Annotated in this window: 24 protein-coding genes and 2 riboswitches; of the genes, 15 read left to right on the top strand and 9 right to left on the bottom strand. The window is 68.3% G+C overall.

Annotated features, from left to right (window positions below; genetic code table 11):
- Positions 1-2: 2 nt before the first annotated feature.
- From FND50_RS29160 to FND50_RS29150, 3 genes are read right to left on the bottom strand one after another with little or no spacing between them, the layout of a single operon-like run.
- Positions 3-2,324, bottom strand: coding sequence for a serine/threonine-protein kinase (locus FND50_RS29160; protein ID WP_144287986.1), 2,322 nt, complete (start codon positions 2,322-2,324; stop codon positions 3-5).
- An 8-nt stretch (positions 2,325-2,332) separates the two neighbouring features.
- A complete protein-coding gene (locus FND50_RS29155; protein WP_144289188.1) occupies positions 2,333-3,319 on the bottom strand; it encodes a glutamate ABC transporter substrate-binding protein in 987 nt (328 codons plus the stop codon).
- Entirely contained in the window at positions 3,316-4,698 is a 1,383-nt protein-coding gene (locus FND50_RS29150; protein ID WP_144287985.1) for a hypothetical protein, read from the bottom strand. Before FND50_RS29150 ends, FND50_RS29155 begins: the two co-directional genes overlap by 4 nt.
- Positions 4,699-4,822: 124 nt before the next feature.
- On the opposite strand from FND50_RS29150, the gene FND50_RS29145 reads away from it, so the two are divergent.
- Complete coding sequence (locus FND50_RS29145) at positions 4,823-5,581, top strand: NUDIX hydrolase (RefSeq protein ID WP_144287984.1); 759 nt, start codon at positions 4,823-4,825, stop codon at positions 5,579-5,581.
- Here the strand turns inward: FND50_RS29145 and thiE are convergent, their stop codons facing one another.
- Complete coding sequence (gene thiE / locus FND50_RS29140; RefSeq protein ID WP_144287983.1) at positions 5,582-6,280, bottom strand: thiamine phosphate synthase; 699 nt, start codon at positions 6,278-6,280, stop codon at positions 5,582-5,584. It lies immediately after the preceding gene.
- Positions 6,281-6,304: 24 nt separating this feature from the next.
- Positions 6,305-6,419, top strand: a riboswitch (TPP riboswitch).
- On the opposite strand from thiE, the gene thiO reads away from it, so the two are divergent.
- The 7 genes from thiO (at position 6,416) to FND50_RS29105 (ending at position 12,826) form a co-directional block, all read left to right on the top strand.
- Positions 6,416-7,483 (top strand): glycine oxidase ThiO, encoded by a 1,068-nt coding sequence (thiO, locus tag FND50_RS29135; protein WP_005264847.1) that lies wholly within the window; start codon positions 6,416-6,418, stop codon positions 7,481-7,483. (Overlaps the previous riboswitch by 4 nt.)
- A 2-nt stretch (positions 7,484-7,485) precedes the next feature.
- On the top strand, positions 7,486-7,710 hold the full coding sequence (gene thiS / locus FND50_RS29130) for a sulfur carrier protein ThiS (RefSeq protein WP_005251712.1): 225 nt from the start codon (positions 7,486-7,488) through the stop codon (positions 7,708-7,710).
- Positions 7,703-8,470 (top strand): thiazole synthase, encoded by a 768-nt coding sequence (locus FND50_RS29125; protein WP_005251713.1) that lies wholly within the window; start codon positions 7,703-7,705, stop codon positions 8,468-8,470. The genes thiS and FND50_RS29125 overlap by 8 nt, the downstream gene beginning before the upstream one ends.
- Before the next feature lie 113 nt (positions 8,471-8,583).
- Positions 8,584-9,525, top strand: coding sequence for an ABC transporter ATP-binding protein (locus FND50_RS29120; protein WP_005251715.1), 942 nt, complete (start codon positions 8,584-8,586; stop codon positions 9,523-9,525).
- A complete protein-coding gene (locus FND50_RS29115) occupies positions 9,525-10,319 on the top strand; it encodes an ABC transporter permease (protein WP_144287982.1) in 795 nt (264 codons plus the stop codon). Before FND50_RS29120 ends, FND50_RS29115 begins: the two co-directional genes overlap by 1 nt.
- Before the next feature lie 145 nt (positions 10,320-10,464).
- Positions 10,465-11,919 carry a M20/M25/M40 family metallo-hydrolase gene (locus tag FND50_RS29110; protein WP_186301170.1) on the top strand — a complete coding sequence of 485 codons (1,455 nt, stop codon included), beginning with the start codon at positions 10,465-10,467 and terminating at the stop codon, positions 11,917-11,919.
- A 52-nt stretch (positions 11,920-11,971) separates the two neighbouring features.
- Positions 11,972-12,826: an adenylate/guanylate cyclase domain-containing protein gene (locus FND50_RS29105; RefSeq protein WP_144287981.1), complete on the top strand. Its 855-nt coding sequence runs from the start codon at positions 11,972-11,974 to the stop codon at positions 12,824-12,826.
- Between the two features lie 32 nt (positions 12,827-12,858).
- On the opposite strand, the gene thiD is transcribed toward FND50_RS29105, so the two are convergent.
- On the bottom strand, positions 12,859-13,704 hold the full coding sequence (thiD, locus tag FND50_RS29100) for a bifunctional hydroxymethylpyrimidine kinase/phosphomethylpyrimidine kinase (RefSeq protein ID WP_005264402.1): 846 nt from the start codon (positions 13,702-13,704) through the stop codon (positions 12,859-12,861).
- A 10-nt stretch (positions 13,705-13,714) separates the two neighbouring features.
- Positions 13,715-15,361, bottom strand: a complete 1,647-nt coding sequence (thiC, locus tag FND50_RS29095) for a phosphomethylpyrimidine synthase ThiC (RefSeq protein WP_144287980.1) — start codon at positions 15,359-15,361, stop codon at positions 13,715-13,717.
- Positions 15,354-15,461, bottom strand: a riboswitch (TPP riboswitch). It overlaps the preceding gene by 8 nt.
- A gap of 132 nt (positions 15,462-15,593) precedes the next feature.
- Between thiC and FND50_RS29090 the strand changes: the two genes are divergently transcribed.
- The 3 genes from FND50_RS29090 (at position 15,594) to FND50_RS29080 (ending at position 17,215) form a co-directional block, all read left to right on the top strand.
- A complete protein-coding gene (locus FND50_RS29090; RefSeq protein WP_144287979.1) occupies positions 15,594-15,980 on the top strand; it encodes a GNAT family N-acetyltransferase in 387 nt (128 codons plus the stop codon).
- 101 nt (positions 15,981-16,081) lie between these two features.
- Positions 16,082-16,444 carry a GNAT family N-acetyltransferase gene (locus tag FND50_RS29085; RefSeq protein WP_144287978.1) on the top strand — a complete coding sequence of 121 codons (363 nt, stop codon included), beginning with the start codon at positions 16,082-16,084 and terminating at the stop codon, positions 16,442-16,444.
- Between the two features lie 93 nt (positions 16,445-16,537).
- Positions 16,538-17,215, top strand: a complete 678-nt coding sequence (locus FND50_RS29080) for a hypothetical protein (RefSeq protein WP_144287977.1) — start codon at positions 16,538-16,540, stop codon at positions 17,213-17,215.
- Here FND50_RS29080 and FND50_RS29075 read toward each other — a convergent pair.
- The 3 genes from FND50_RS29075 to FND50_RS29065 are packed head-to-tail and all read right to left on the bottom strand — an operon-like array spanning position 17,182 to position 19,565.
- A complete protein-coding gene (locus FND50_RS29075) occupies positions 17,182-17,985 on the bottom strand; it encodes an exodeoxyribonuclease III (RefSeq protein WP_144287976.1) in 804 nt (267 codons plus the stop codon). The genes FND50_RS29080 and FND50_RS29075 overlap by 34 nt on opposite strands.
- Before the next feature lie 34 nt (positions 17,986-18,019).
- The gene (locus tag FND50_RS29070) at positions 18,020-18,985 is read right to left on the bottom strand and encodes an N-acetyltransferase (RefSeq protein WP_144287975.1); all 966 of its coding nucleotides are present in this window, start codon (positions 18,983-18,985) and stop codon (positions 18,020-18,022) included.
- Positions 18,975-19,565 carry a peptide deformylase gene (locus FND50_RS29065; protein WP_011594978.1) on the bottom strand — a complete coding sequence of 197 codons (591 nt, stop codon included), beginning with the start codon at positions 19,563-19,565 and terminating at the stop codon, positions 18,975-18,977. Before FND50_RS29065 ends, FND50_RS29070 begins: the two co-directional genes overlap by 11 nt.
- Before the next feature lie 178 nt (positions 19,566-19,743).
- Here FND50_RS29065 and FND50_RS29060 point away from each other — a divergent pair, with 178 nt between their 5' ends.
- The 4 genes from FND50_RS29060 to FND50_RS29045 all read left to right on the top strand — a co-directional run bounded on the left by FND50_RS29060 (position 19,744) and on the right by FND50_RS29045 (position 22,633).
- Complete coding sequence (locus FND50_RS29060; protein ID WP_144287974.1) at positions 19,744-20,082, top strand: DUF3263 domain-containing protein; 339 nt, start codon at positions 19,744-19,746, stop codon at positions 20,080-20,082.
- 24 nt (positions 20,083-20,106) lie between these two features.
- Positions 20,107-20,658: a LytR C-terminal domain-containing protein gene (locus FND50_RS29055; protein ID WP_144287973.1), complete on the top strand. Its 552-nt coding sequence runs from the start codon at positions 20,107-20,109 to the stop codon at positions 20,656-20,658.
- 73 nt (positions 20,659-20,731) lie between these two features.
- Positions 20,732-21,433, top strand: coding sequence for a superoxide dismutase[Cu-Zn] (sodC, locus tag FND50_RS29050; RefSeq protein ID WP_105421246.1), 702 nt, complete (start codon positions 20,732-20,734; stop codon positions 21,431-21,433).
- Between the two features lie 75 nt (positions 21,434-21,508).
- Positions 21,509-22,633: a glutamate--cysteine ligase gene (locus FND50_RS29045; protein WP_144287972.1), complete on the top strand. Its 1,125-nt coding sequence runs from the start codon at positions 21,509-21,511 to the stop codon at positions 22,631-22,633.
- Positions 22,634-22,666: the final 33 nt, after the last annotated feature.

Here is a 22,666-nt window from a genome sequence, read left to right as displayed (position 1 = left end):
CGTTACAGCAGGCTCTTGGGCCGGATGGTGTTGGCCAGATCCACCAGCGTGTACCGGTGAGTGCGCTCGGGGGCGTTGCGGGCCAGCGCCCGCAGGCCGGCCTCGGCGCCCTTGCGTAGGCCCCGTTCGGTGAACGGCACACCGAGGATCTGCTCGAGTTCCGTCGCCGACGTGTGACCGGCACGCATCCAGTCCAATGCGGTACCCAGGACGAGCGTGCGCATCTGCAGTGCCCGGCTCTCCTCGGGTGCGAGCGCGGCGACACGGAGTGCGGCCTCCCGGAGAGCCGATTCGTCGAGTTCCTCGATCGGTTTGCCGGACAACAGCATCAGCACGCTCGTCATCCGGGCCATGGTGAAGTGCCGGGACGTCGGGGGAACCTGATCGAGGGCGGCGATGGCACCGGGCAGATCGCCGCGTTCGGTGAGTTGCCGCGCCAGCCCGAACGCCGCACTCACCATGCTGTGGTCGGTCCGCCACACCGTCCGGTAGTACTTCTCGGCGAACGTTCGCCACTGGTGGGAGTCGGAGCTCTCCCAGTGCTGCAGAATCAGTTCGGCGGTGGCGGCCAGCGCAAGTTTGGGAGCCGTCTCCCCGGGCATCGCCTGCAGTACGGATTCGAAACGGGAGAACGCCGTCTCGTAGTCGCCGTCGATGAGCGTCGAGAGTCCGGCATACCAGTCGACGCGCCAGTTCCCACCCATCTCTCCCTCCACGTCGCGTAGGAGCTCGGTGGCGGTGGCGGCGTCACCGAGATCGAGGTGCGCCTTGATCTCGGCGAGCGTGAGTTCCCGGGAGAACGACACGTCGAGGTCGCCGACGACTCGTTCGATACCGTTCTCGCGCGCGTGCCGAATGGACTCCAGTGTCTGCTGCGGTTCGCTGTGCACCGCGGCGGCCAGGAGTGGGGCATTGGGATCGGTCGGGTCGATCAGGGGCACCGCCAACGCCTGCGCCACGGACTGCGGATCGAGATTCTCGTCCCGTTCGACGCCGTCGACGTACACGTCGGTCTGCTCGACGGCCTCGTTCGTGCCGAACGTCGTTCTCTGCTTGCTGAACACGGTCGACAGTCCGGGATGCTCCTCGCCGGTCTGCTGCGCGAGCACCTCTCGCAGCACCGCCGTGAGCTGACCCGCCATCTCCTCGGCCGACGCGAAACGCCGGCTCGGGTCGGGGTCGGTGGCGCGCAACAGGAGTCGGTGGAAGAACTCGTATTCCGCGAGGAGCGGCGCCTGCTCGGGGGACGGGATCCCGTCGAGGTACCGGCCCTTGTCGGACGGCATGTCGAGCGTCAGGACGGCGAGGGTGCGCCCCACCGTGTAGATGTCGGACGCCACGGTCGGGCCGGTCGTGACGATCTCCGGCGCCTGATACCCGGGTGTGCCGTACAGGTAGCCGTAGTCCTCGATGCCCGCGACGGCACCGAGGTCGATCAGCTTGAGGGCATCCTCGGTAACCATCACGTTGTCGGGTTTGAGGTCGTTGTACACCAAACCGGTGGAGTGCAGATACGCCAGTGCGGGAAGGATTTCGAGCACGTAGGCGATGGCCTGCTCGACCGGCATGCGTTCGGGCTTCGCGTGCGTCGACAGGACGTCCCGAAGCGAGTGACCGCCCACATACTCCATCACGATGTACCCCATCGGGGTCCCGTTCGACCGGGGATGCTCCACGAAGTTGAAGATCTTCACGATGCTCGGGTGGGCCACCTCGGCGAGGAACTGGCGTTCGGCCACCGCGACGGCCTGAGCCTCGGCGTCGCCGAAGTGCAACAGGCCCTTGAGAACCACCCAGCGGTCACTGACGTTGCGATCGATGGCCAGATAGATCCAGCCGAGGCCGCCGTGCGCGATGCAGCCCTGCACCTCGTACTGGCCGCCGATCAGCTCGTTCGGACCGAGAAGCGGCCGGAAGTCGTACGTGGCTCCGCACTGGGGGCACAGACCGAACTCGGAGCCCTCGGACGTGGCGCCGGTGCGGCCCACCGGCTTGTTGCACTTCCAGCAGAAGCGCTTGCTCTCGGGGACTTTCGGGTCGGTCATCACGGCGGATGCCGGGTCGAGTGTCTTCACGACGGGAACCTCGACGAGACCGCCGCCGAGACGCAGGCGCTCCCCGGACCGGGTGCGCGGTGAGCGCGTCGAGCGGCCGGTGCCGGACGCGCCGGACGGCCGGGACGTCGGCGCCGCCTGGGTGGCCGGACCCTCGTCCGGTTCTTCCCGGACCGCGGCCTGCGTGGCGTCCTCTTCCGGCTCCCGGACGGCGGCCTGGGTGGCGATGTCCGGGTCGGTGGACTCCGGATTTTGCGAATGCTGCGGCATGCGTCCCCTCAGTCCTGGTACACGGCGGACGGCGGGGCGGGGGACGGCCCCAGCATCGACAGCCACTGGTCGTACATCCTGGTCCAGGTACCGTCGCGGCGGATGCGTTCGAGCGTGCCGTTGACGAACCGCACCAGGTCCTCGTTCGACTTGGTGATGCCGACGCCGTACGGCTCGGCGCCCATGCTGTCTCCGACGATCTCGAGATACGGGTCCTGGGACGCCAGACCGGCGAGGATCGTGTCGTCGGTGCTCACCGCATCGACCTGCCGCTGCTGCAGGACCACCAGGCAATCCGACCACATGGGGACCGTCAGAATGTTCGCGGTGGGCGCCACCTGCTGCAACCGTGTCAGCGACGTCGTGCCGCGGACGACGCAGACCCGTTTCCCGTCCAGGTCGGCGGCGCTGCGGATCGGGGAGCCCTTCACGACGAGAACCCGCTGCTGCGCCTCGAAGTACTCGGAGGAGAACGCCACCCGTTCCTTTCGGTCGCAGGTGATGGTCATCGTCTTGGCCACGATGTCGACCATCGACTCCTGCAGCGCCTTCTCACGATTCGCCGACGTGAGGATGCGGTACTCGAGCCGGTCCGGATCGCCGAACAGATCCCGCGCGATCTCCCGGGCCACGTCGACGTCGAAGCCCTGGATGGCACCGGTCGCCGGATCGCGGAAACTCATCAGATTGCTGCCCGTGTCGAGGCCGACGACGAGACGCCCCCGCGCGCGGATGGCGTCGACCGTCGGCATCGGCGGTGCGGCGTCGGTATCGGGGAACGGGCGCAGGCTCGCCGTGGGATCGCCGCAGTCCTTCTCGGGAGTCGGCGGCGCAGCGGTGGTCTCGGGCGCCGGCGTCGCGGCCGCGGGAAGCGGGGGCTCGGTGTACGACACGTTCGGCGATCCGACGTGCTCGGGACTCGACTCGGCGCACCCGCCGATCAGTAAGGTGGCCGCCACGAGCACGAGCACGAGCGCGATCCGGCGCCGCCTCACTGATATTCCCTCAATCGAGGCCACAACCCGATGATAATTCCGCCGACCGCGATCAGCGTCAGGACAATGGCGCCGGAACCGAGCGCGGTCAGCACCCCGGCCGCGGATTCGACATTCGACCGCAGACGGTCGCGTGCGCTGCCGATTCCGTCGGTGAGCGCGTCGTCGACGGCGGTGAACTGAGCCGCGGAATCCGAAGGTCCCGGTCCGATGGCGACCATTGCCGCCGAGACGAAGTCGCCCCTGGCGAGGATCTCGTTCATGCGGTCGTGTGCCGAGGACCAGCGCGTCCACGCCTCCTGCGCCCTCGCCACCTCGTCGTGGCCGACCGCGCGGTCGCCGTCGTGGGGGTAATTCGACAGCAGGGTGTCGAGCTGACCGGACTTGTCTTCGAAGACGGCGTCGTAGTCACCGTTCGAGTCGCGGCGGACCAGTTTGAGGGTCTCCTCGGTGCGCGCCTGCTGGGCCAGGATGCGGGCCGCGGTCAACTCGTGCATCGGGCGGGCGCCCTCGGTCAGTGCCCGCTTGGTGTCGAGGGAGGAGACCAACCCGGCGACCAGCATCCACGTCAGGAGGATCGCCGTGCACGACGACGCCGCGATCAGCCCGAGATTGAACGTGCGCCGACTGCGCCTCGCAATGACGATCTGGGCGAGGAGCAACGCGACGAGTGCGACGAGGATCAGGATCAGCGCCAGCCAGGGCGGACGGGAGTAGTCCCGCTGCGTGTCCGCGACGTCGGCTTCCTGTTGGGCGTGCAACTGCTGCGCCATCGGCAGCATGCTCGTCTGCATCAGCGTGGACGCCTCGCTGAGGTAGGCCGCGCCGACCGGATGACCGGTGCGATTGTTGGCCCGCGCGGTCTCGACGAGACCGGAGTAGACGCTGAGATCGGTGGAGATGGAGGCAAGCAGTCGGCGGCTGTCCACGTCGCTCGCCGCGAGTCCGCCGGACGCGTACACGAGGTCGGCGGAGGCGGTGCCGATCGCCTGCGCATAGGTGTCCCGGAGTTCGGGCGGTTCGAGACCGCCGGAGATGAACGCCGTCGTGGCCGCGGCATCCGCCACGGACAGGGCGCTGTAGAGGTTCTGCGCCGAGAACGACAGCGGTTCCGTCTCCGCGAGGACGCTGTCGAGAGTGGCTTCCCTGTTGTTCACCGTCGAGGCGGCCACGAACCCGGCGGTGAGGGTGAGCAGGACCAGGAGGGCCCCGAGGGCCGTGAGTTTGGCGGGAGTCGACTCCAGGAACGCGCGCAGTTCCTTGCGGCGTGCCACCGCGGGGTCGACGTCGTCGTCCGCGGCGGCGGACAATGCGCGGCTGCCGTGGGGTTCGATCGACGGCGCCTCACGCAGAACCACCTCGCACCCCTCCCGTGTCATGGCCGCACCTTGTGGGGAGCATATAAGCAGCGGTCGGTTCACGACTGCCGACGGGCAGTTCCGGAAGAAACCGTTAGTGTGAGGGAACTGCAGGGAGACCCATCAGGTCGGACAGGGGTAGTCGATGCGTGGTGACGGTGACGGTTGGGCAACCGGGCCGGACGGCAGTCGTCATTGGGGCAAGCACGGTGCCGCCGGGTTGTTGCTGCGTGCGCCGCTCCCCGACGAGACGCCGGCCGTGCTGCTACAGCACCGTGCGGTCTGGAGTCACCAGGGCGGTACGTGGGCGTTGCCCGGCGGTGCCCGGGACAGCCACGAGTCCACCACCCACGCCGCGGTGCGCGAGGCCCACGAGGAAGCAGGCATCGAGAGCGCGGCCATCCGCGTCCGCACCGAGGTCGTCACGATGAAGGCCGCGAGCGGCTGGAGTTACACGACGGTGATCGCCGACGCCGAGCGCCCACTGCCCACCGTCGCGAACGGCGAGAGCACCGAACTGCGCTGGGTGCGGGAAACTGACGTCGCCGGGTTGCCGCTGCACCCGGGATTCGAAGCCGGGTGGCCGCAACTGCGTACCACCGAGGTGCGATTGCTGCTCGATCGGCACGACGTGCTGGGTGAACGCGGCGCGCTGGCACAGTTGTCGAAGGCCCTGCCCCGCACGGTGCACCTGCCCGACCGCACTTACGGGTGGCTGCCGCGCGTCGAGGTGCTCGAGGCCCTGGACGCCGTCGGCCGCCTCGCCGAACCGGCCGGCCACGGCACCACGCTGGGAACGGTGACGGCGGTCGTCACCACCGACCCCGACCTGATCGAACAGTTGCCGACCACCATCGTGGTCCTACCGCCCGCCACCGTGCTGGACTGGCTGGATCAGCCGTAACTACGCGTTCTGCTGCAGCAGGGCGGACAGCGAGCGTGCGGCGGCCTGCGGGTCGCGGGCCTCGGTGACGGCCCGGACGACGACGATGCGGGAGGCCCCCGCGGCGAGGATCTCCGGAACCCGGGACTCGTCGATGCCGCCGATCGCGAACCACGGGCGGTTCGGCTCCGAATCGGCGGTCGATCGCACCAGATCGATGCCCGACGCGGTCCGCCCCGGCTTGGTGGGGGTGGCCCACACCGGACCGGTGCAGAAGTAGTCGACGCCGTCCTCGATCGCCGCCAGGCTGGCCTGGGCGCGGCTGTGGGTGGAGCGGCCGATCAGGACGTCGGAACCCACCACGGTCCGTGCGTACGGGACGGGCAGGTCGCCCTGGCCGAGGTGCAGCACGTCGGCTCCGGCCGCCAGCGCCATGTCGGCGCGGTCGTTGACCGCGAGCAGCGCTCCGTGCCGCCTGGCAGCGGCCGCGAGCACCGACAGCGCCGCCAGTTCGTCCCGGGCGTCCATCGTGCCGAACTTCTTCTCTCCGGCCGAGCCCTTGTCGCGGAGCTGGATGATGTCGACGCCGCCGGACAGTGCGGCCTCGGCGAACTGCGCCAGGTCGCCCTTCTCGCGCCGAGCATCGGTGCACAGGTACAAACGTGCTGTTCCGAGGCGGCGCCGACGGTCCGTGAGGTTGCTGTGATGCGAGGTGGTCACGGCATGACGGTAGCCTCTACGGTGAAAGTGCAACACGGGAGTCCCGGGGAACGTGGGGCTGAGAGGGGCTCACGCCGAGCCCGACCGTCATACCTGACCCGGATCATGCCGGCGCAGGAAGTGAGGTGGAGTTCAATGGCGAGATCGGTATCCGTCGTCGGAGGCGGAGTGATCGGCCTGTCCATTGCGTGGCGAGCAGCCCGCAACGGCTGGTCGGTACGGCTGTACGACCCGTCGATAGGTTCGGGAGCGTCCTGGGTGGCGGGCGGCATGCTCGCCCCGTTGTCCGAGGGCTGGCCAGGCGAGGAGAGCGTCCTCGAACTGGGGAGTGCATCGCTCGACCGGTGGCCCGAATTCGGGAAGGAACTCGAGGCCGGAGCCGGCGTCGAGTTGTTCACGTCGGAAAGTTCGCTCACCGTCGCGCTGGACGGCGCCGACGCGGAGGACCTGCGGACCATCGCCGAATGGGTGGGCGCCCAGGGGCGGGAACTGCAGATCCTGGGCCGCGCCGAAGTCCGGGCCCTCGAGCCGATGCTGGGTCGCGGAGTCCGATTGGGACTCTTGGCCGTCGACGAACTGGCCGTGGACAACAGGCTGCTGTTGCAGGCGCTGCAGCGGTGCGCCGCCGACGCCGGAGTGGAGCTGATCGGGGAGGCCGTGCACAGCCTCGACCGGCTCGACACCGACCAGATCGTCGTCACCGCGGGCATCGCGTCACCGGCCCTGTGGCCCGGGCTTCCGGTACGCCCGGTGAAGGGCGAGATCCTGCGGTTGCGCTCGCGTCCCGGGGTGACTCCCGCGCCGGGCCGGACCATCCGCGGCAGCGTGCACGGCAGGCCCGCCTACCTGGTGCCGCGTGCCGACGGCATCGTCGTCGGTGCCACCCAGTACGAGTCGGGCAACGACACGCAGGTCACGGTGGCCGGTGTGCGCGACCTGATCGCGGACGCCGAGGCCCTGATGCCCGCCATCGGCGAGTACGAACTGCACGAGACCTCGGCGGGTCTGCGTCCGATGACCCCGGACAACCTGCCGCTGATCGGCCGGGTGTCCGATCGGGTCGTGGTGGCGACGGGACACGGCCGTAACGGCATCCTGCTCACCCCGGTGACCGCCGACGCGACGATGGCATTGTTGGAGGGCTCGGCATTGGTCGAGGCGAAAGCCGCCGACCCCGAACGTTTCGAGAAAGTAGCGAGGTAGAGATGAGTGAGCAGCAAGTAGTGGTGCCGATCGGCATCAGCGTCAACGGCGAGGACCACGAGTTCACGGAACCGTTGACCGTCACCGGGCTGCTGGAGGTGCTGAACCTGCCCACCAAGGGCATCGCGGTGGCAGTGAACGGCGCCGTGTTCCCGCGAGCCCGGTGGGACGAGCTCGTGGTCCGGGGCTGGGAGATCGAGATCCTCACGGCGGTGCAGGGTGGCTGACGCGACGCCCGGCGTGCAGAAGGGCCTCACGATCGCGGGACGCACGTTCGGTTCACGGTTGATCATGGGCACCGGCGGCGCCGCCAACCTCACGGTGCTCGAAGAGGCGCTCGTCGCGTCCGGCACCGAGCTGACCACGGTCGCGATGCGCCGCGTCGACGCCGCAGGCGGCACCGGTGTGCTGGACCTGCTGCGCCGGCTCGACATCGCCCCGCTGCCCAACACCGCGGGGTGTCGCGGTGCGGCCGAGGCTGTGTTGACGGCGCAACTCGCCCGTGAAGCGCTCGAGACCGACTGGGTGAAGCTCGAGGTCATCGCCGACGAGCGCACCCTGATGCCCGACGCCATCGAGTTGGTCAGCGCTGCAGAGCAACTGGTCGACGACGGATTCGTCGTCCTGCCCTACACCACCGACGACCCGGTTCTGGCCCGCAGACTCGAGGACGTGGGCTGCGTGGCCGTGATGCCGCTGGGTTCGCCGATCGGCACCGGGCTCGGTATCGCGAACCCGCACAACATCGAGATGATCGTGGACGGTGCGGGGGTGCCCGTCATCCTCGACGCCGGCATCGGGACCGCAAGCGACGCCACCCTCGCGATGGAACTCGGCTGCGATGCGGTGTTGCTGGCCACGGCTGTGACCAGGGCGAAGGATCCGGCGCTCATGGCGTCGGCGATGCGCGGGGCCGTGGTGGCGGGGTACGAGGCACGTCACGCGGGCCGGATTCCCAAGCGGTTCTGGGCGCAGGCGTCGTCGTAGTCCTCGGGGTCGCGTCGGGGTCCGGCTCAGGGTCCGACCGGTACCAGGGGACGAGCCGGGAGTAGACCTGCGGCCGATGCGCGCCGGCCGCAGGTTCGGGCATCCTTCTCATCATGATTGAAGTGAGGGGACTGACAAAGACCTTCGGTGCGACGAAGGCGGTGGACAACCTGACGTTCAACGTGAAGCCGGGTATGGTCACCGGCTTCCTCGGCCCGAACGGTGCAGGCAAATCGACGACGATGCGCATGATCCTCGGGTTGGACCGCCCCACGGCGGGCAGCGCGTTGATCGACGGCAAACCGTACAGCGACCTGGTGCAGCCGCTGCGGACGGTGGGGGCACTGCTCGACGCGAAGTGGGTGCACCCCAACCGCTCGGCCCGCGCCCACCTGCAGTGGATGGCGGCGTCCAACTCGCTGCCGAAGAGCCGGGTCGACGAGGTGCTACACCTCGTCGGGCTCACCGAGGTGGCCGGGAAGAAGGCAGGCGGGTTCTCGCTCGGCATGTCGCAGCGCCTGGGCCTGGCCGCCACGCTCCTCGGCGACCCGAAGGTGCTGCTGTTCGACGAGCCGGTGAACGGGCTCGACCCGGAGGGTATCGTCTGGATCCGGAAGTTCATGCAGCGCCTCGCGGCGGAGGGTCGCACCGTGCTGGTGTCGAGCCACCTGCTGTCCGAGATGGCGCTCACCGCAGAACATCTGGTGGTCATCGGCCGGGGGCGTCTGATTGCCGACACCACCGTGTCCGAGTTCGTCAGCAAGTCCTCGGAATCGACGGTGCGGGTGCGAAGCCCCCAGCTGGACGCGTTGCGTAGCGCGCTCACGTCCAACGGCCTCACTGTGCGCGAGGACGGATCCGACGGGCAGCAGGCGCTCGTGGTGGTGGATTCGTCGACGGACGTCGTCGGCGGGATCGCCGGTTCGCAGGGCATCGTCCTGCACGAGTTGGCATCTCAGCGCGGATCGCTGGAGGACGCCTTCATGAAGTTGACCGGAGACGACGTGCAGTACCACGCAGAGGGCGTCGAAGATGTGATGAGGGGTGCACTGTAATGGCTGTTCTCAATGCCGAACGGATCAAGATCACGTCGACGAGGTCGCCGTGGTGGTGCACGGTCATCATCATCGTGCTGGGCCTCGGCCTCGCCGCAGTCATCGGGCTGAGCGCGAAGGCCAGCATCAACTCCTTCAACAACCAGATCGCGGACGGTAAGCAACCGGATTTCGATCCGTTCCTGCCGCAGATGTCGGACGCGGTCGGCGGTGTCTCCGGATTCGGCGTGCTGGTCCTGATGATCCTCGCGGCACTCGCCGTGACCAGCGAATACCGGTTCGGCGTCATCCGCACCACGTTCCAGGCCATCCCGAACCGGGCGTCCGTCCTCATCGCGAAGGCAGGCCTGATCGGTGCGTTCGGCGCGGTGCTGACGTTCGTGCTCACGTTCGGCGCGTATGCCATCGCGAAGGCGACCGCGGGTGACGAGGCGGGAGCGGCGCTCACGCTGTCGGGTGACGACGCCTGGCGGTCGATCTACGGCGTCCCGATCTACGCGTTCCTGTGCGTGGTTCTCGCCGTCGGCGTCGGCACGCTGCTGCGCCAGTCGGCGGGCGCGATCGCCCTGCTGCTGCTGTGGCCGCTGCTGATCGAGAGCCTGTTCAACCTGTTCGGGTCGTTCGGCCAGAAGATCATGCCCTTCCTGCCGTTCCTCAACGCCAACAACTTTTTGGGGGCGCCGCAGGGGGTCGACTTCCACTGGGGCCACTGGGGCAGCCTGGTCTACTTCGCCGTGTTCGTCTTCGTGATCTTCGGGGCCGGCCTGGTGGTCGTCAACAAGCGCGACGCCTGACACCCGATACAGTACTTTCGCCCCGCTCCTCCGCCAGGTGATCGTCGGGAGACCTGGCTGAGGGTGACGGCGGGGCGGGAGCCCGTGGGCCGGTGCGAGATCCATTCGCGCCGGCCCACGGGTGCTTCTGCGTTAGGCTCCCGACATGCGACTACGGGGAGCCTTCACAGTCGGAGTGGCCGGTGCGATGGTCTTGGCCGGGTGCTCGTCGACGAGCGAACCCGATTCGCCGCCGGTCGATGCGAGCGCTCTCGCGGCCTCGGTCACCGAGGGCGGCGTGGTGGGGCACCTGGAGCAACTGCAGACGATCGCCGAGAACAACAACGGCAACCGCGCGGCCGGAACCTCCGGCTACGACGCCAGCGTCGACTACGTCGCACAGGTGCTGGAAGACAAGGGCTTCGACGTCGAGACCCCAGAGTTCGAGTTCCACAACTTCGACGTCCGGACGGAGGCGCTCAGGTCCGGCGACCGTGACTTCGAGGTGCGTGCACTGGCGTATTCGCCGTCCACCGGTCCGGACGGGATAACCGCCCGCCTGGTGCCTGCCCCCAAGGACGAGAGTCCGGGATGCGAGGTCACCGATTACGACGGCCTCGACGTGACCGGGGCGATCGTCCTCGTCAACCGCGGGGTGTGCCCGTTCGCGGCCAAGCAGCAGCTCGCGTCCGAGCGCGGCGCCGCGGGCGTGATCGTCGTCAACAACGAGGACGGGCCGATGAACGGCGGAACTCTCGGCGATCCGGACGTGGGCAAGGTACCCACGGGCGGAGTGAGCAAGGCGGACGGCGCCGCGCTCGAGCAGGCCGGGGGTGACGTCACCCTCACACTCGACACCACCACCGAGTCGAGCACCGCTCGCAACGTCATCGCCCAGACGAAGACCGGTTCGACCGAGGACGTCGTGATGGTCGGCGCCCACCTGGACAGCGTCCCGGACGGTCCCGGGATCAACGACAACGGCACCGGCGTCGCCGCGACCCTCGAAACGGCCGTGCAACTCGGCGGTTCGCCCGACGTCGACAACGCGGTGCGCTTCGCGTTCTGGGGCGCCGAGGAGTTGGGTCTGCTCGGTTCGGAGGCCTACGTGAACAGCCTCAGCGAGGACCAGCGGAACGACATCGCGCTGTATCTGAACTTCGACATGCTCGGTTCCGAGAACGCGGGCTACCTGGCGTACGACGGCGACAACTCCGACAACGTCGGCGAGGGCCCCGGACCCGAGGGTTCCGCGGGCATCGAGCGCACGTTCACCGAATTCCTCCAGAACAACGGTGTCGCCGCGGACGGCACGGACTTCGACGGTCGCTCCGATTACGGTCCGTTCATCGAGCACGGCATCCCCTCGGGCGGCGTGTTCAGCGGCGCCGACGAGACGAAGACCCCCGAGCAGTCACAGAAGTGGGGTGGCACCCCGGATGTGGTGTACGACGAGAACTACCACAGCGCGACCGACACCCTCGAGAACGTGAACCGGGCCGCGCTCGCCAAGAATGCCGCCGCGGTCGCGTACGCCGTGGGGGTGTACGCGGAGTCGCTCACCGGGCCGAACGGTGTCCCCACGGGCGCGGACCGGGAGAAGGCGCGGGCGGCGGAGTGATGTCCGAGTCGGCACGGGTTTGTGCATGTGACGCTGGGTTACCCTTACTCTCGTGAGCGACGACCCGGCCGAAGAGAACCGTGCCGAACTCGACGCTGCGCAGACACCGAAACGAGGCGACAAGGTTCTGGGCTGGATGAGATCGGTGAACCGGCAGCCACAGCTGATCGAAGGGCTGCGGAGGGTTCGTCGCGCGCTGCCCGGCGATCCGGCGTTCGGCGATCCACTGTCGACGGCAGGCCCCGGCAGCGCACGGGCCATCGCCCGCGTCGCCGATCGCTTCCTCGACCACCAGCCGGGCGCGTCCCGAGAGATGAGCCTCGGTGCGTTGCAGGTGTGGCAGGCGCTGCTCGAGCGCACCGGGCGCGGTCGGGGAGCGCAGGAGGTGACCATCGTGTTCACCGACCTGGTGGGGTTCTCCAGTTGGTCGCTGCCCGCCGGTGACAGCGCCACCCTCGCCCTGCTGCGTGACGTCGCCCGAGCCGTCGAGACCCCCATCGTCGACCGCGGCGGGCACGTGGTAAAGCGCCTGGGGGACGGCGTGATGGCCGTCTTCCCCAGCCCGGACCGCGCGATCGACGCCGTCTTCGCCGCACAGGAAGCGCTCGCGGAGGTGGAGGTGGACGGCTACCGCCCCCGCATGCGTGTCGGCATCCACACCGGCGTGCCCCGGCAGATCGGCAGCGACTGGCTCGGCGTGGACGTGACGATCGCGGCACGCATGATGGAACTGGGCGGCGACGGCAACGTGATGGCGTCGTCCGCCACGCTGGAGAGTCTGCAGCCGGGCACCCTCGACGAACTGGGTGTCGGCGTCAAACCGTGGCGACGCGCCTTCTTCGCCCCCGCGCCCAGCGGGGTGCCTTCCGACCTCGGCATCTGGCGGTTGCGGCTCCGCCGCCCGTGAGTACTTCTTAACCGCCGGACGTTAACAAGTACTCACGAGTGACGGAGTCGCCACAGGGGAGAGACGGGGCCGTGACCGGCGCCCAGGTCGTACGACGCCTCCAGACACTTGGTGACCCATTCCTTGCCGAAGGCCACCGCATCGGGCACGGACCACCCGTGGGCTAGAGCGCTCGCGATGGCGGCCGCGAGGGTGTCGCCGCCGCCGTGATCGTTGCCGGTGTCGATGCGGGGACTGCTGAACTCGAGGAACCTGTCGCCGTCGAACAGCAGATCGGTGCTCGACGCCGACGTCCGGAGATGGCCGCCCTTCACGATCGACCACTTCGCCCCGAGTGCGTGCAGCGCCTCGGCGGCCCGGCGCGCGGTCGCGTCGTCCACCACCTCGATGCCGGTGATCAGCCGGATCTCGTCGAGGTTCGGGGTGACCACCGTGGCGATCGGGATCAGCGTGTTCCGCACGGCGTCCAGCGCCTCGGCGTGCAGGAGCGGATCTCCGTGCATCGACGCGCACACCGGGTCGACGACCAGCGGGACCGGTTGGTCGCGGCCGATCCCGACCTCGGTGCACACGGCGGCGACGGCCTCGATGATGGCCGTCGACGCCAGCATGCCCGTCTTCGCTGCCCCGACCCCGATGTCGTCGACGACGCACCGCACCTGCGCGGCCACCGTCTCCGGCGGAATCTCGTGGAAACCGCTGACGCCCACCGAGTTCTGCACCGTCACCGCGGCAACAGCGACGCAGGCGTGGACGCCGCACAGCGCCATCGTCCGCGAGTCGGCCTGGATCCCGGCGCCGCCGCCGGAATCGGTGCCGGCGATGGTGAGGACGCGGACGGGGGTCTGGCCGTCGGGGGTCAGGGGCAGCAGCTTCACGAAGGGGACCTTACCGATTCTCTGAGGTGACGGATTCGACGGGCAGATACACGCGACCACCTGCGTCGACGAACTCACTCGACTTCTCGGCCATGCCCGCCTCGATGGCTTCGACCGAATCGAGTCCGTGTCGCTGCGCGTATTCGCGCACGTCGGCGGAGATCCGCATCGAACAGAACTTCGGGCCGCACATCGAGCAGAAATGGGCCGTCTTCGCCGGCTCGGCGGGCAGCGTCTCGTCGTGAAACTCCCGCGCGGTATCCGGGTCGAGGGACAGCGCGAACTGGTCGTGCCAGCGGAATTCGAACCGGGCCTTCGACAGCGCGTCGTCCCGCTCCTGCGCCCGCGGATGCTGCTTCGCGAGGTCCGCCGCGTGCGCCGCGATCTTGTACGTGATGACCCCGGTCTTGACGTCGTCCCGATTCGGCAGTCCCAGGTGTTCCTTGGGTGTCACGTAGCAGAGCATCGCGGTGCCGGCCTGCGCGATCATCGCCGCGCCGATCGCGGACGTGATGTGGTCGTACGCCGGCGCGATGTCGGTGGCGAGCGGCCCGAGCGTGTAGAACGGTGCCTCCTCGCACAACTCTTCCTCGAGGCGCACGTTCTCCACGATCTTGTGCATCGGGACGTGCCCGGGACCTTCGATCATCACTTGCACCCCATGGGATTTCGCGATCCGCGTGAGCTCGCCGAGGGTGCGCAGTTCCGCGAACTGGGCCTCGTCGTTGGCGTCCGCAATGGAGCCTGGGCGCAGGCCGTCACCGAGCGAGAACGTGACGTCGTAGCGGTGAAGGATCTCGCACAGTTCGTCGAAGTGGGTGTACAGGAACGACTCCCGATGGTGGGCCAGGCACCAGGCCGCCATGATCGAACCGCCGCGGGAGACGATGCCGGTGACGCGTTTCGCGGTCAGCGGGATGTAGCGGAGCAACACCCCGGCGTGGACTGTCATGTAGTCGACGCCCTGCTCGCACTGCTCGATCACGGTGTCGCGGTAGATCTCCCACGTAAGTGCCGTCGGGTCTCCGTTGACCTTCTCGAGCGCCTGGTAGATCGGCACGGTTCCCACGGGCACGGGCGAATTGCGCAGGATCCATTCCCGGGTCTCGTGGATGTTCTTGCCGGTGGACAGGTCCATGATGGTGTCGGCGCCCCATCGCGTCGCCCACACCATCTTCTCGACCTCTTCCGCGATCGACGACGTGACCGCGCTGTTGCCGATGTTCGCGTTGATCTTGACCGCGAACGCCTTGCCGATGATCATCGGCTCGAGTTCGGGATGGCAGCGGTTGGCCGGGATCACGGCGCGTCCCGCCGCGACCTCGGCGCGCACCGCCTCGGGTGAAACACCCTCGCGTGCAGCGCAATACTGCATCTCGGGGGTGACGACGCCGACGCGGGCGGCGTCGAGTTGGGTGCCCTCCCGATCGGCGATCCACGGTGCACGCAGATGCGGCAGTCCCGCTTCCAGGTCGATCGCGGCGTCCGCGTCGGTGTACGGACCCGACGTGTCGTACACGTCGAGGTGCTCACCGTTGGTGAGGTGTACGCGCCGGACCGGCACCCGGACGTCGTCGCCCGACAGCAGGTACTGCTTGGTGCTGCCCTCGATCGGCCCCGTGGTGACGGACGTGGCTGTAGATACGTTTGTGCTCATCGATGATGCTCCCTACGCCGGCATTACCCGGACAGGTTCGACGGTCGACGGCCCTAGCCGTCCTCTCAGCCCGCTGGTGCGAGCCCCCGTGGATGTGTAGTTGTCCCACAAACTGTAACCGAGATCTCTGTGAGCAATCATTCGGGGGAAACTTGGACAGCGGTTCCCGGCATCGGTATAAAGGGTGATGAACATCACATTTCGGTTACGACACACACCCCAGGAGATAACCATGCTGACAGACGCGCAGGTTGTGGACGTGATCGACAACGCCGATCAGAACCGATTCGAGCTACGCCTGAGTGGTGACCTGGTCGGCATCCTCGGGTATTTCGCCCTTGCAGACGCGCCGCCCGGCGCCGGTGCCGGCGTGGGTGTGGTGGCCGCCCGGCCGCCGGGTCCGAAGGGTCGGGGGCGGCAGGCGCCGGTGGTCTCGTTCATGCACACGGTGATCGTGGAGGACTTCGGCCACCGCGGACTCGCCGCCCTCATGGTGGGTCGCTCCCTCGACCTCGCCCGCGGTTACGGCTGGAAGGTCCGGCCCGTGTGCACGTACGTGCAGCGCTTCGTCTCGGCGCACCCCGAGTACCGCGACCTCGTCGTCCCGGTGCAGGGCTGACGACGGTCGGGGCACGAATCGGGCACTCGTCGGCAACGAAACGGTTCCGGGGGTGGCGATTCCGCTCGCGAGGATGCCGCCTTGCTGATTCCATGAGTGGCATGGATCACACTTCGAACAGTTCCGGGTCGTCCGGGAACATCACGGCCGCTGAGGCTCGCGTGCTCGACAACCCTGCCCACGAACGATTCGATCTGTGGCTCGGGGACGAGTTGGTCGGCATCCTCGGCTATCGGGACGAGGACGACATTCCCGGATTCACTGCGAAGCCGGGCGAGGTGGTCGCGTTCATGCACACGGTCGTCAAGGAAGAGTTCGGTGGGCGAGGGCTGGCCGCAATCCTCGTGCGCGAGGCGTTGAGCTCGGCGCGTCGGCGTGGCTGGAAAGTGCGCCCCATCTGCACGTATGTCCAGCGCTACCTGGCGCTGCACCCGGAGCATCTCGACGTTCTGGTTGCCGAGTAGCCCTACTTTCGAGAGCACTGCTCTTGCCATCTGCGACTCCGCTGTGAATACTGCTCTGTATAGAGAGCGGTGCTCACGTTCGAAGGAGTCGTCATGGCCGTGTCGGATCGGATCGAGAGTCCTACCGGGGTCGCACGGATCTGCGCCGCGGCGCTGTTCGCCCTCGCCGGTGTCCTGTTCGTCGTCTACCCCGTGGTGCGTCCCTACGCGGCAGGTGGGGCGCCGGACGGACGGGCCGAGTTCGCCTCACCGTGGTGGCTCGTCGCTCACCTCGCCGCCGTCGGCGGGTTCATCGCGTTCGGGCTTGCGCTCGTCGCGCTCAGCGGACTGCTGAATGGGACGGGTGGCGAACGAGCGGCGGTGGTCGCAGTGGCGGCGTCGTGGATCGGGACAGGGCTGACGCTGCCCTACTACGGTGCCGAAACGTTCGCGCTGCACGCCCTGGGCGGCAGCGGCCTGGACGAGGGGGCCGTCACGACCCTCGCCGAGAGCGTGCGGATGGGGGCGGCGCAGGCGACGCTGTTCGCCGCAGGACTGCTACTCGTCGCGGTCGGCGCGTCGGCGGCCGCCGTGGCGATCGCCCGATCCCGGCTGCTCGCGGGCTGGGCGGGGATCCCGATGGCGGTGGGGTTCGCACTGTTCATCCCGCAGTTCTACGTCGACGCCCCATTGCGCATCGGGCACGGTGTGCTCATCGGGTTCGGGTGCGCGGTCGTGGCGCTCGGTGTGCTGCGTTCTCAGTCGCCGAGGTCGACGATGACCGGCGCATGATCGCTGGCGCCCTTGCCCTTGCGTTCGTTGCGGTCGATCTCGGCCTTGTCGACACGGCCGGCGAGGGCAGGCGATCCCAGCACGAAGTCGATGCGCATTCCCTGCTTCTTCGGGAACCGCAACTGGGTGTAATCCCAGTAGGTGTAGACGCCGGGGCCGGGGGTGTGCGGCCGGACGACGTCGGCGAATCCGGATTCGACGAATGCCTGGAAGGCCTCACGCTCGGGGACGGACGTGTGCGTCTTGCCCTCGAACAGCGCCGGATCCCAGACGTCCTCGTCGGTGGGGGCCACGTTCCAGTCGCCGACCAATGCGATCTGCGCATCCGGGTTCTGCCCCATCCACCCGACCGCGTCGGTGTGCAACTTCGCCAGCCAGTCGAGCTTGTACGTGTAGTGCGGATCGGCCAGCTCACGGCCGTTGGGGACGTACAGGCTCCAGATGCGGACGCCGTTGCACGTGGCGCCGATGGCGCGGGCTTCCTGCGCGGGCGCGACCTCCGGGTCCTTGTGGAAACCGGGCTGATCCTCGAACCCGATCTGCACGTCGTCGAGACCCACGCGGGACGCGATCGCGACGCCGTTCCACTGGCTGAGGCCCACATGCGCGACCTCGTAGCCCAGTTCGCGGAAACGCTCGTACGGGAACTGCTCGTCCTTGCACTTGGTTTCCTGCATCGCCAGCACGTCGACGTCGGACCGCTGGAGCCAGTCCAGGATCCGGTCGGTACGGGCACGAACAGAGTTCACGTTCCAGGTTGCGATGCGCACGGCAGCCACCCTAGCGGCACTCTCCGACAGGTCGTCAGCCGACAGGTTCGGTGGCGTAGCGGTACCGGTGGTGGGCCACGAAGCCGAGGTTGCGGTACATCGCCTGGGCGCCCTCGTTCTCGACGGCGACCTGCAGACACGCGTGGGTCGCGCCGTGTTCGCGTCCCCAGTTGATCATGTCGCCGCAGATGAGGCTGCCGATTCCGTGGCGGCGGTGAGCCTCCGCGACCTCAACCGCGGTGAGCCCGACCCACCGGCGGTCGTCGGGCGCGGAGGTGACGGATCCGCGGGCGACGGCCAGCAGCGTCGAGTCGGCGGCGCCGATCCGGCCGAACCCGAGAGTGCCGCCGCGAACCGAGTCCAGCACGTCGACCGCGAAGTCGGGGAGCGCGGACCCGCGGTAGCGATAGAGGGCGAGCCAGTCCGGATCGGGGTGATCGGTGACCGTGGTGGTGCGTGGGCCCTCGGGCAACGCCAGGTTGTCGATGTCGGCCGCCATCACGACCACTTCGTCGCTGACGTTCCAGCCGAGCGGTACCTCGCCCAGCCGGTCGGGAATCAGCAACCGCAGCGGGCGGTCGCGCTCGGCGTACCACTCGCGCAGACGGTCGAGCGTGCCGCCGGGGGAGGCGTCGTCCAGGCTGCCCACCGACCCACGGTCGCCGAGCGGGGCCGCCGAGTTGGCGCGTCCGGTGAAGCCGTGACCGTAGCGGGCGAGCCACCCGTCGATCCACGTGTGCTCGACACCCGGCCAGCCGTCGGCGGAGGCCAGTTCGAGGGATCGGATCTCGCTCGCGCGCACCGGTCGTGCGGGGACGGCCTTCAGCGCGACCACCCGCTCCGGATCCACCTCGACGACCGAGCCGTCCGCGGCGCGGACGATCACCACCGGGTCGACGCTCTCCAGCACCCCGATGACATCGGTCATCGGATGGCTGTGGCCGGGTGGCAGCTGGTATCGCAGCACCACCCGGCTTCCGAGCGGAATGTCAGTCGTCATGCCCGAACGGGTCTTCGACCGTTCCCGGCACCCAGCTGAGGCCGGGAACGCCCCAGCCGGCGCGCTTGATGGTCTTCTTGGCGGCGCGCGCGTTGCGGCCGACCAGCATGTCGACGTAGAGGAAGCCGTCGAGGTGACCGACCTCGTGCTGCAGCATGCGTGCGAAGAAGCCGTGCCCCTCGATCTCGACGGCGTTGCCGTCGGCGTCGGTACCCGTAACCTTCGCCCACTCGGCCCGCCCGGTGGGGAACTGCTCGCCCGGCACCGACAGGCAGCCCTCGACGTCGTCGTCCGGATCCGGCATGGTCTCGGGTCGTTCCGACGTTTCGAGGACCGGGTTGACGACGCAACCCCGGCGGCGCAGCGCCTTGCCGTCTCCGTCGACGTCCGGGCAGTCGTAGACGAACAACCGCAGCGGCAGGCCGACCTGGTTGGCGGCGAGCCCGACGCCGTTGGCGGCGTCCATCGTGTCGTACATGTCGGCGATGATCTCAGCGAGTTCCGCAGGTGACTGGGACACTGCCTCGGTCGGTTCGTGCAATACCGGGTCGCCCACGATCCGGATGGGGAGGATGGCCATGGTCGTCAAGGATAGTGCGGCGCGCCCGAGCCGTTCGCACTGCCCGCGGCGTTCGTCATGGTTGAATAGTCGCTGAAGAACAGCGGTGTAATTCGTTGCTCGGTCGGCCACGCGATCGAGGAGCCGGGGGAACGTGGTTTCGCTGAGGTCGAGCGAGAGCTAGTAGTCGAGGAGTGAGATGGACGGCGCAACAGCGCGTAGTCGGACCCAGTCCGAGCGCATCGACGGCGACAACTCGGCGGGGGTCAAGGACGTCGGCGACGACGGCCTCTCGCGTCGGGAGCACGACATCCTGTCCTTCGAACGCCAATGGTGGAAGTACGCCGGCGCGAAGGAAGAAGCGATCAAAGAACTGTTCGACATGTCTGCCACCCGGTATTACCAGGTTCTCAACGCGCTGGTGGACCGGCCGGAGGCACTCGCAGCCGACCCGATGCTCGTGAAGCGGCTGCGACGGCTGCGCGCGAGCAGGCAGAAGGCCCGCGCCGCCCGCCGCCTCGGGTTCGACGTCACGTAGCACCCGGTCGCTAAGGTCGACATCGTGAGTACTCCGAAACCCGAATCGTCCGGCCCGCCGTTACGTGCCCTCGCGATGGTGCTGATCGCCCTCGCGATTCTGTTCGCGGGTCTCGGGTTCGCCTCCCTCGGAGGTTCGGACTCGGAGGAGACCGCCGCCACCGTCACCACCACGGCGGCTGCCACGACCACCGCCGCCGTGCGTCCGACGACGGCTGCGGGAGCGGCGGGCGCCTCCTCGACGTCCGCGGCGAGCACCACGTCCGGTGCCTCGAGTACCTCGAAGTCCGCCGACGCGGCGTCGGTCCCGGTGCGGGTGCTCAACAACAGCAATGTCACCGGTCTCGCGAGCCAGACGGCCACCGAACTGATGTCCTCGGGGTGGACGGTGTCGGAAACCGGCAACTACAGCGACGGCACCATCTCCGAAACCACTGTGTACTACGGGACTTCCGCCGCCGAGAAGGAAGCGGCGACGGAGATCGCCGCGCAACTCGGGGTGTCGGCCCAGCCGCGGTTCCCGGGTATCGCCAATTCGTCCGCCGGCGTGATCGTCATCGTCACGTCCGCGCAGTAGACCGGACGGTCGGTGCACCATCGCCGCGGTTATGATCAGATGCACTTCTTCGCCACCTCAAAGGAGCGGTTTGATGGCCTCGAGTTCTACCCGTCGGATGTCCTGGCGCATTGTCACCCCGGTGGTGGCCATTGCAGCACTCGGACTGACCGCCTGCAGTAACAACGAGGAGCCGACCGACGTTCCCGGCACCACTCCTCCCGTCTGGACCGGCGCCGCCGATCCCAGTGCTGCAGGCGTTCCCGGCGACGCCGAGAGCGGTTCCGGTGAGTCCGCGGAGAGCGGCGCGGTCAGCGCGACGCTGAAGAACGCCGAGGGCGAAGACGTGGGCACCGCCACGTTCAAGCAGGCGGGCAGCCACGTCGAGGTCACCGTTTCCGTCAAGGATCAGACGCCCGGCTTCCACGGTTTCCACGTGCACTCCGTCGGCAAGTGCGAGACGAACTCCGTGGCACCGACCGGGGGTGCGCCCGGAAACTTCCTGTCCGCCGGCGGGCACTTCCAGGCCGAGGGCCACTCGGGGCACCCCGCGAGCGGTGACCTCACCTCGCTGCAGGTTCTGGCCGACGGCACGGCCGAGTTGGTCACCACCACCGACGCCTTCACGGTCGAGGACCTGAAGAACGGCGACAGCGGCACCGCGGTCATGATCCACTCGGGTTCCGACAATTTCGCCAACATCCCCACCCGTTACGCACCCGCCCCCGATCAGGAAACCCTGAACACCGGGGACGCGGGTTCCCGGGTGGCCTGTGGTGTCATCGGCGCCAGCTGAGTCGCGTGACATCCCGGCCTCGGCCGGGATGCCGGTGCGCTGCCGCGCACTGCGGCCTGTGGTTGGATCGAAACCGTGGTAGTTCCTTTTCCCGGTTCGCCGCGGCCGACTCTGGGCGTCGAGTGGGAGATCGCGCTGGTCGACAGGGTCACGCGGGATCTCTCCAACACGGCCGCGGAGGTATTCGACGCGGTGGCGAATCTCGCCGGGCCCGAGGATCCGCGGATCACCAAGGAGTTACTGCGCAACACCGTCGAACTCGTCACCGGTATCCACTCCACCGTCGGTGAGGCGATGGACGACCTCGACGAGTCGCTCGACCTGTTGCGGCGGGCGGCGAACCCGCTCGGCGTCGATCTCATCTGCGCGGGAACGCATCCGTTCGCGCAGTGGTCGACCCAGTTGGTCACGCGCACACCGGATTACGACGAGCTGATCGAACGCACCCAGTGGTGGGGCCGTCAGATGCTCATCTGGGGTGTGCACGTCCACGTCGGTGTGTCCTCGCCGCAGAAGGTGTTCCCGATCCTCAATGCGCTGCTGCAGCGGTACCCGCACCTGCTCGCGCTGTCCGCGTCCTCACCGATGTGGGCCGGCGTCAACACGGGGTACGCGAGTAATCGTGCGCTGATGTTCCAGCAGCTCCCCACCGCGGGGCTGCCGTACCAGTTCGCGAACTGGGGGCAGTACGAGGATTTCATCAGCGACCAGATGAAGACCGGTGTGATCACCAAGATCGGTGGGATGCACTGGGACATCCGGCCGGCGCCACGGTGGGGCACCATCGAGGTCCGCGTCTTCGACGGCATCTCCACCCGCGCCGAACTCAGTTCGCTCGTCGCGCTCGTGCACTGCCTGATCGTCGACCTGGACCGGCGTTTCGAGGCAGGTGAGAATCTGCCCAACCTGCAGCCGTGGCACGTGAAGGAGAACAAGTGGCGGGCCGCGCGGTACGGGCTCGACGCCGAGATCATCCTCGACGAGGACAGCAACGAGCGCCTCGTCACCGACGACCTGAACGACCTGCTCGAGAAGCTGGCTCCGACCGCTGCGCGTCTCGGCTGCGCGGACGAACTGGCCGCCGTGGCCGAGATTCCCCGTCGTGGCGCTTCCTACCAGCGGCAACGTCAGGTCGCGGAGGCGACCGGCGGTGACCTGGTGGCCGTGGTCGATGCGCTGGTGAAAGAGCTCGGGACCTGAAGGACGGTCTCGGGCAGGACACTCGTCCACTTC

It is taken from the genome of Rhodococcus sp. WB9 (genome assembly GCF_007558985.1).
GTDB classification, from domain to species: domain Bacteria; phylum Actinomycetota; class Actinomycetes; order Mycobacteriales; family Mycobacteriaceae; genus Rhodococcus_F; species Rhodococcus_F opacus.
Note: the sequence above shows the minus strand (reverse complement) of the source record. Positions and strands in the feature narration are given on the sequence as shown.

What these genes read in the sequence shown, in the direction of transcription:
- FND50_RS29160 (WP_144287986.1), bottom strand. Translation starts at nt 2,324, where the DNA reads ATGCCGCAGCATTCGCAAAATCCGGAGTCCACCGACCCGGACATCGCC.
- FND50_RS29150 (WP_144287985.1), bottom strand. Translation starts at nt 4,698, where the DNA reads ATGACACGGGAGGGGTGCGAGGTGGTTCTGCGTGAGGCGCCGTCGATC.
- FND50_RS29145 (WP_144287984.1), top strand. Translation starts at nt 4,823, where the DNA reads ATGCGTGGTGACGGTGACGGTTGGGCAACCGGGCCGGACGGCAGTCGT.
- thiO (WP_005264847.1), top strand. Translation starts at nt 6,416, where the DNA reads ATGGCGAGATCGGTATCCGTCGTCGGAGGCGGAGTGATCGGCCTGTCC.
- thiS (WP_005251712.1), top strand. Translation starts at nt 7,486, where the DNA reads ATGAGTGAGCAGCAAGTAGTGGTGCCGATCGGCATCAGCGTCAACGGC.
- FND50_RS29120 (WP_005251715.1), top strand. Translation starts at nt 8,584, where the DNA reads ATGATTGAAGTGAGGGGACTGACAAAGACCTTCGGTGCGACGAAGGCG.
- FND50_RS29115 (WP_144287982.1), top strand. Translation starts at nt 9,525, where the DNA reads ATGGCTGTTCTCAATGCCGAACGGATCAAGATCACGTCGACGAGGTCG.
- FND50_RS29110 (WP_186301170.1), top strand. Translation starts at nt 10,465, where the DNA reads ATGCGACTACGGGGAGCCTTCACAGTCGGAGTGGCCGGTGCGATGGTC.
- thiC (WP_144287980.1), bottom strand. Translation starts at nt 15,361, where the DNA reads ATGAGCACAAACGTATCTACAGCCACGTCCGTCACCACGGGGCCGATC.
- FND50_RS29090 (WP_144287979.1), top strand. Translation starts at nt 15,594, where the DNA reads ATGCTGACAGACGCGCAGGTTGTGGACGTGATCGACAACGCCGATCAG.
- FND50_RS29085 (WP_144287978.1), top strand. Translation starts at nt 16,082, where the DNA reads ATGGATCACACTTCGAACAGTTCCGGGTCGTCCGGGAACATCACGGCC.
- FND50_RS29080 (WP_144287977.1), top strand. Translation starts at nt 16,538, where the DNA reads ATGGCCGTGTCGGATCGGATCGAGAGTCCTACCGGGGTCGCACGGATC.
- FND50_RS29070 (WP_144287975.1), bottom strand. Translation starts at nt 18,985, where the DNA reads ATGACGACTGACATTCCGCTCGGAAGCCGGGTGGTGCTGCGATACCAG.
- FND50_RS29065 (WP_011594978.1), bottom strand. Translation starts at nt 19,565, where the DNA reads ATGGCCATCCTCCCCATCCGGATCGTGGGCGACCCGGTATTGCACGAA.
- FND50_RS29060 (WP_144287974.1), top strand. Translation starts at nt 19,744, where the DNA reads ATGGACGGCGCAACAGCGCGTAGTCGGACCCAGTCCGAGCGCATCGAC.
- sodC (WP_105421246.1), top strand. Translation starts at nt 20,732, where the DNA reads ATGGCCTCGAGTTCTACCCGTCGGATGTCCTGGCGCATTGTCACCCCG.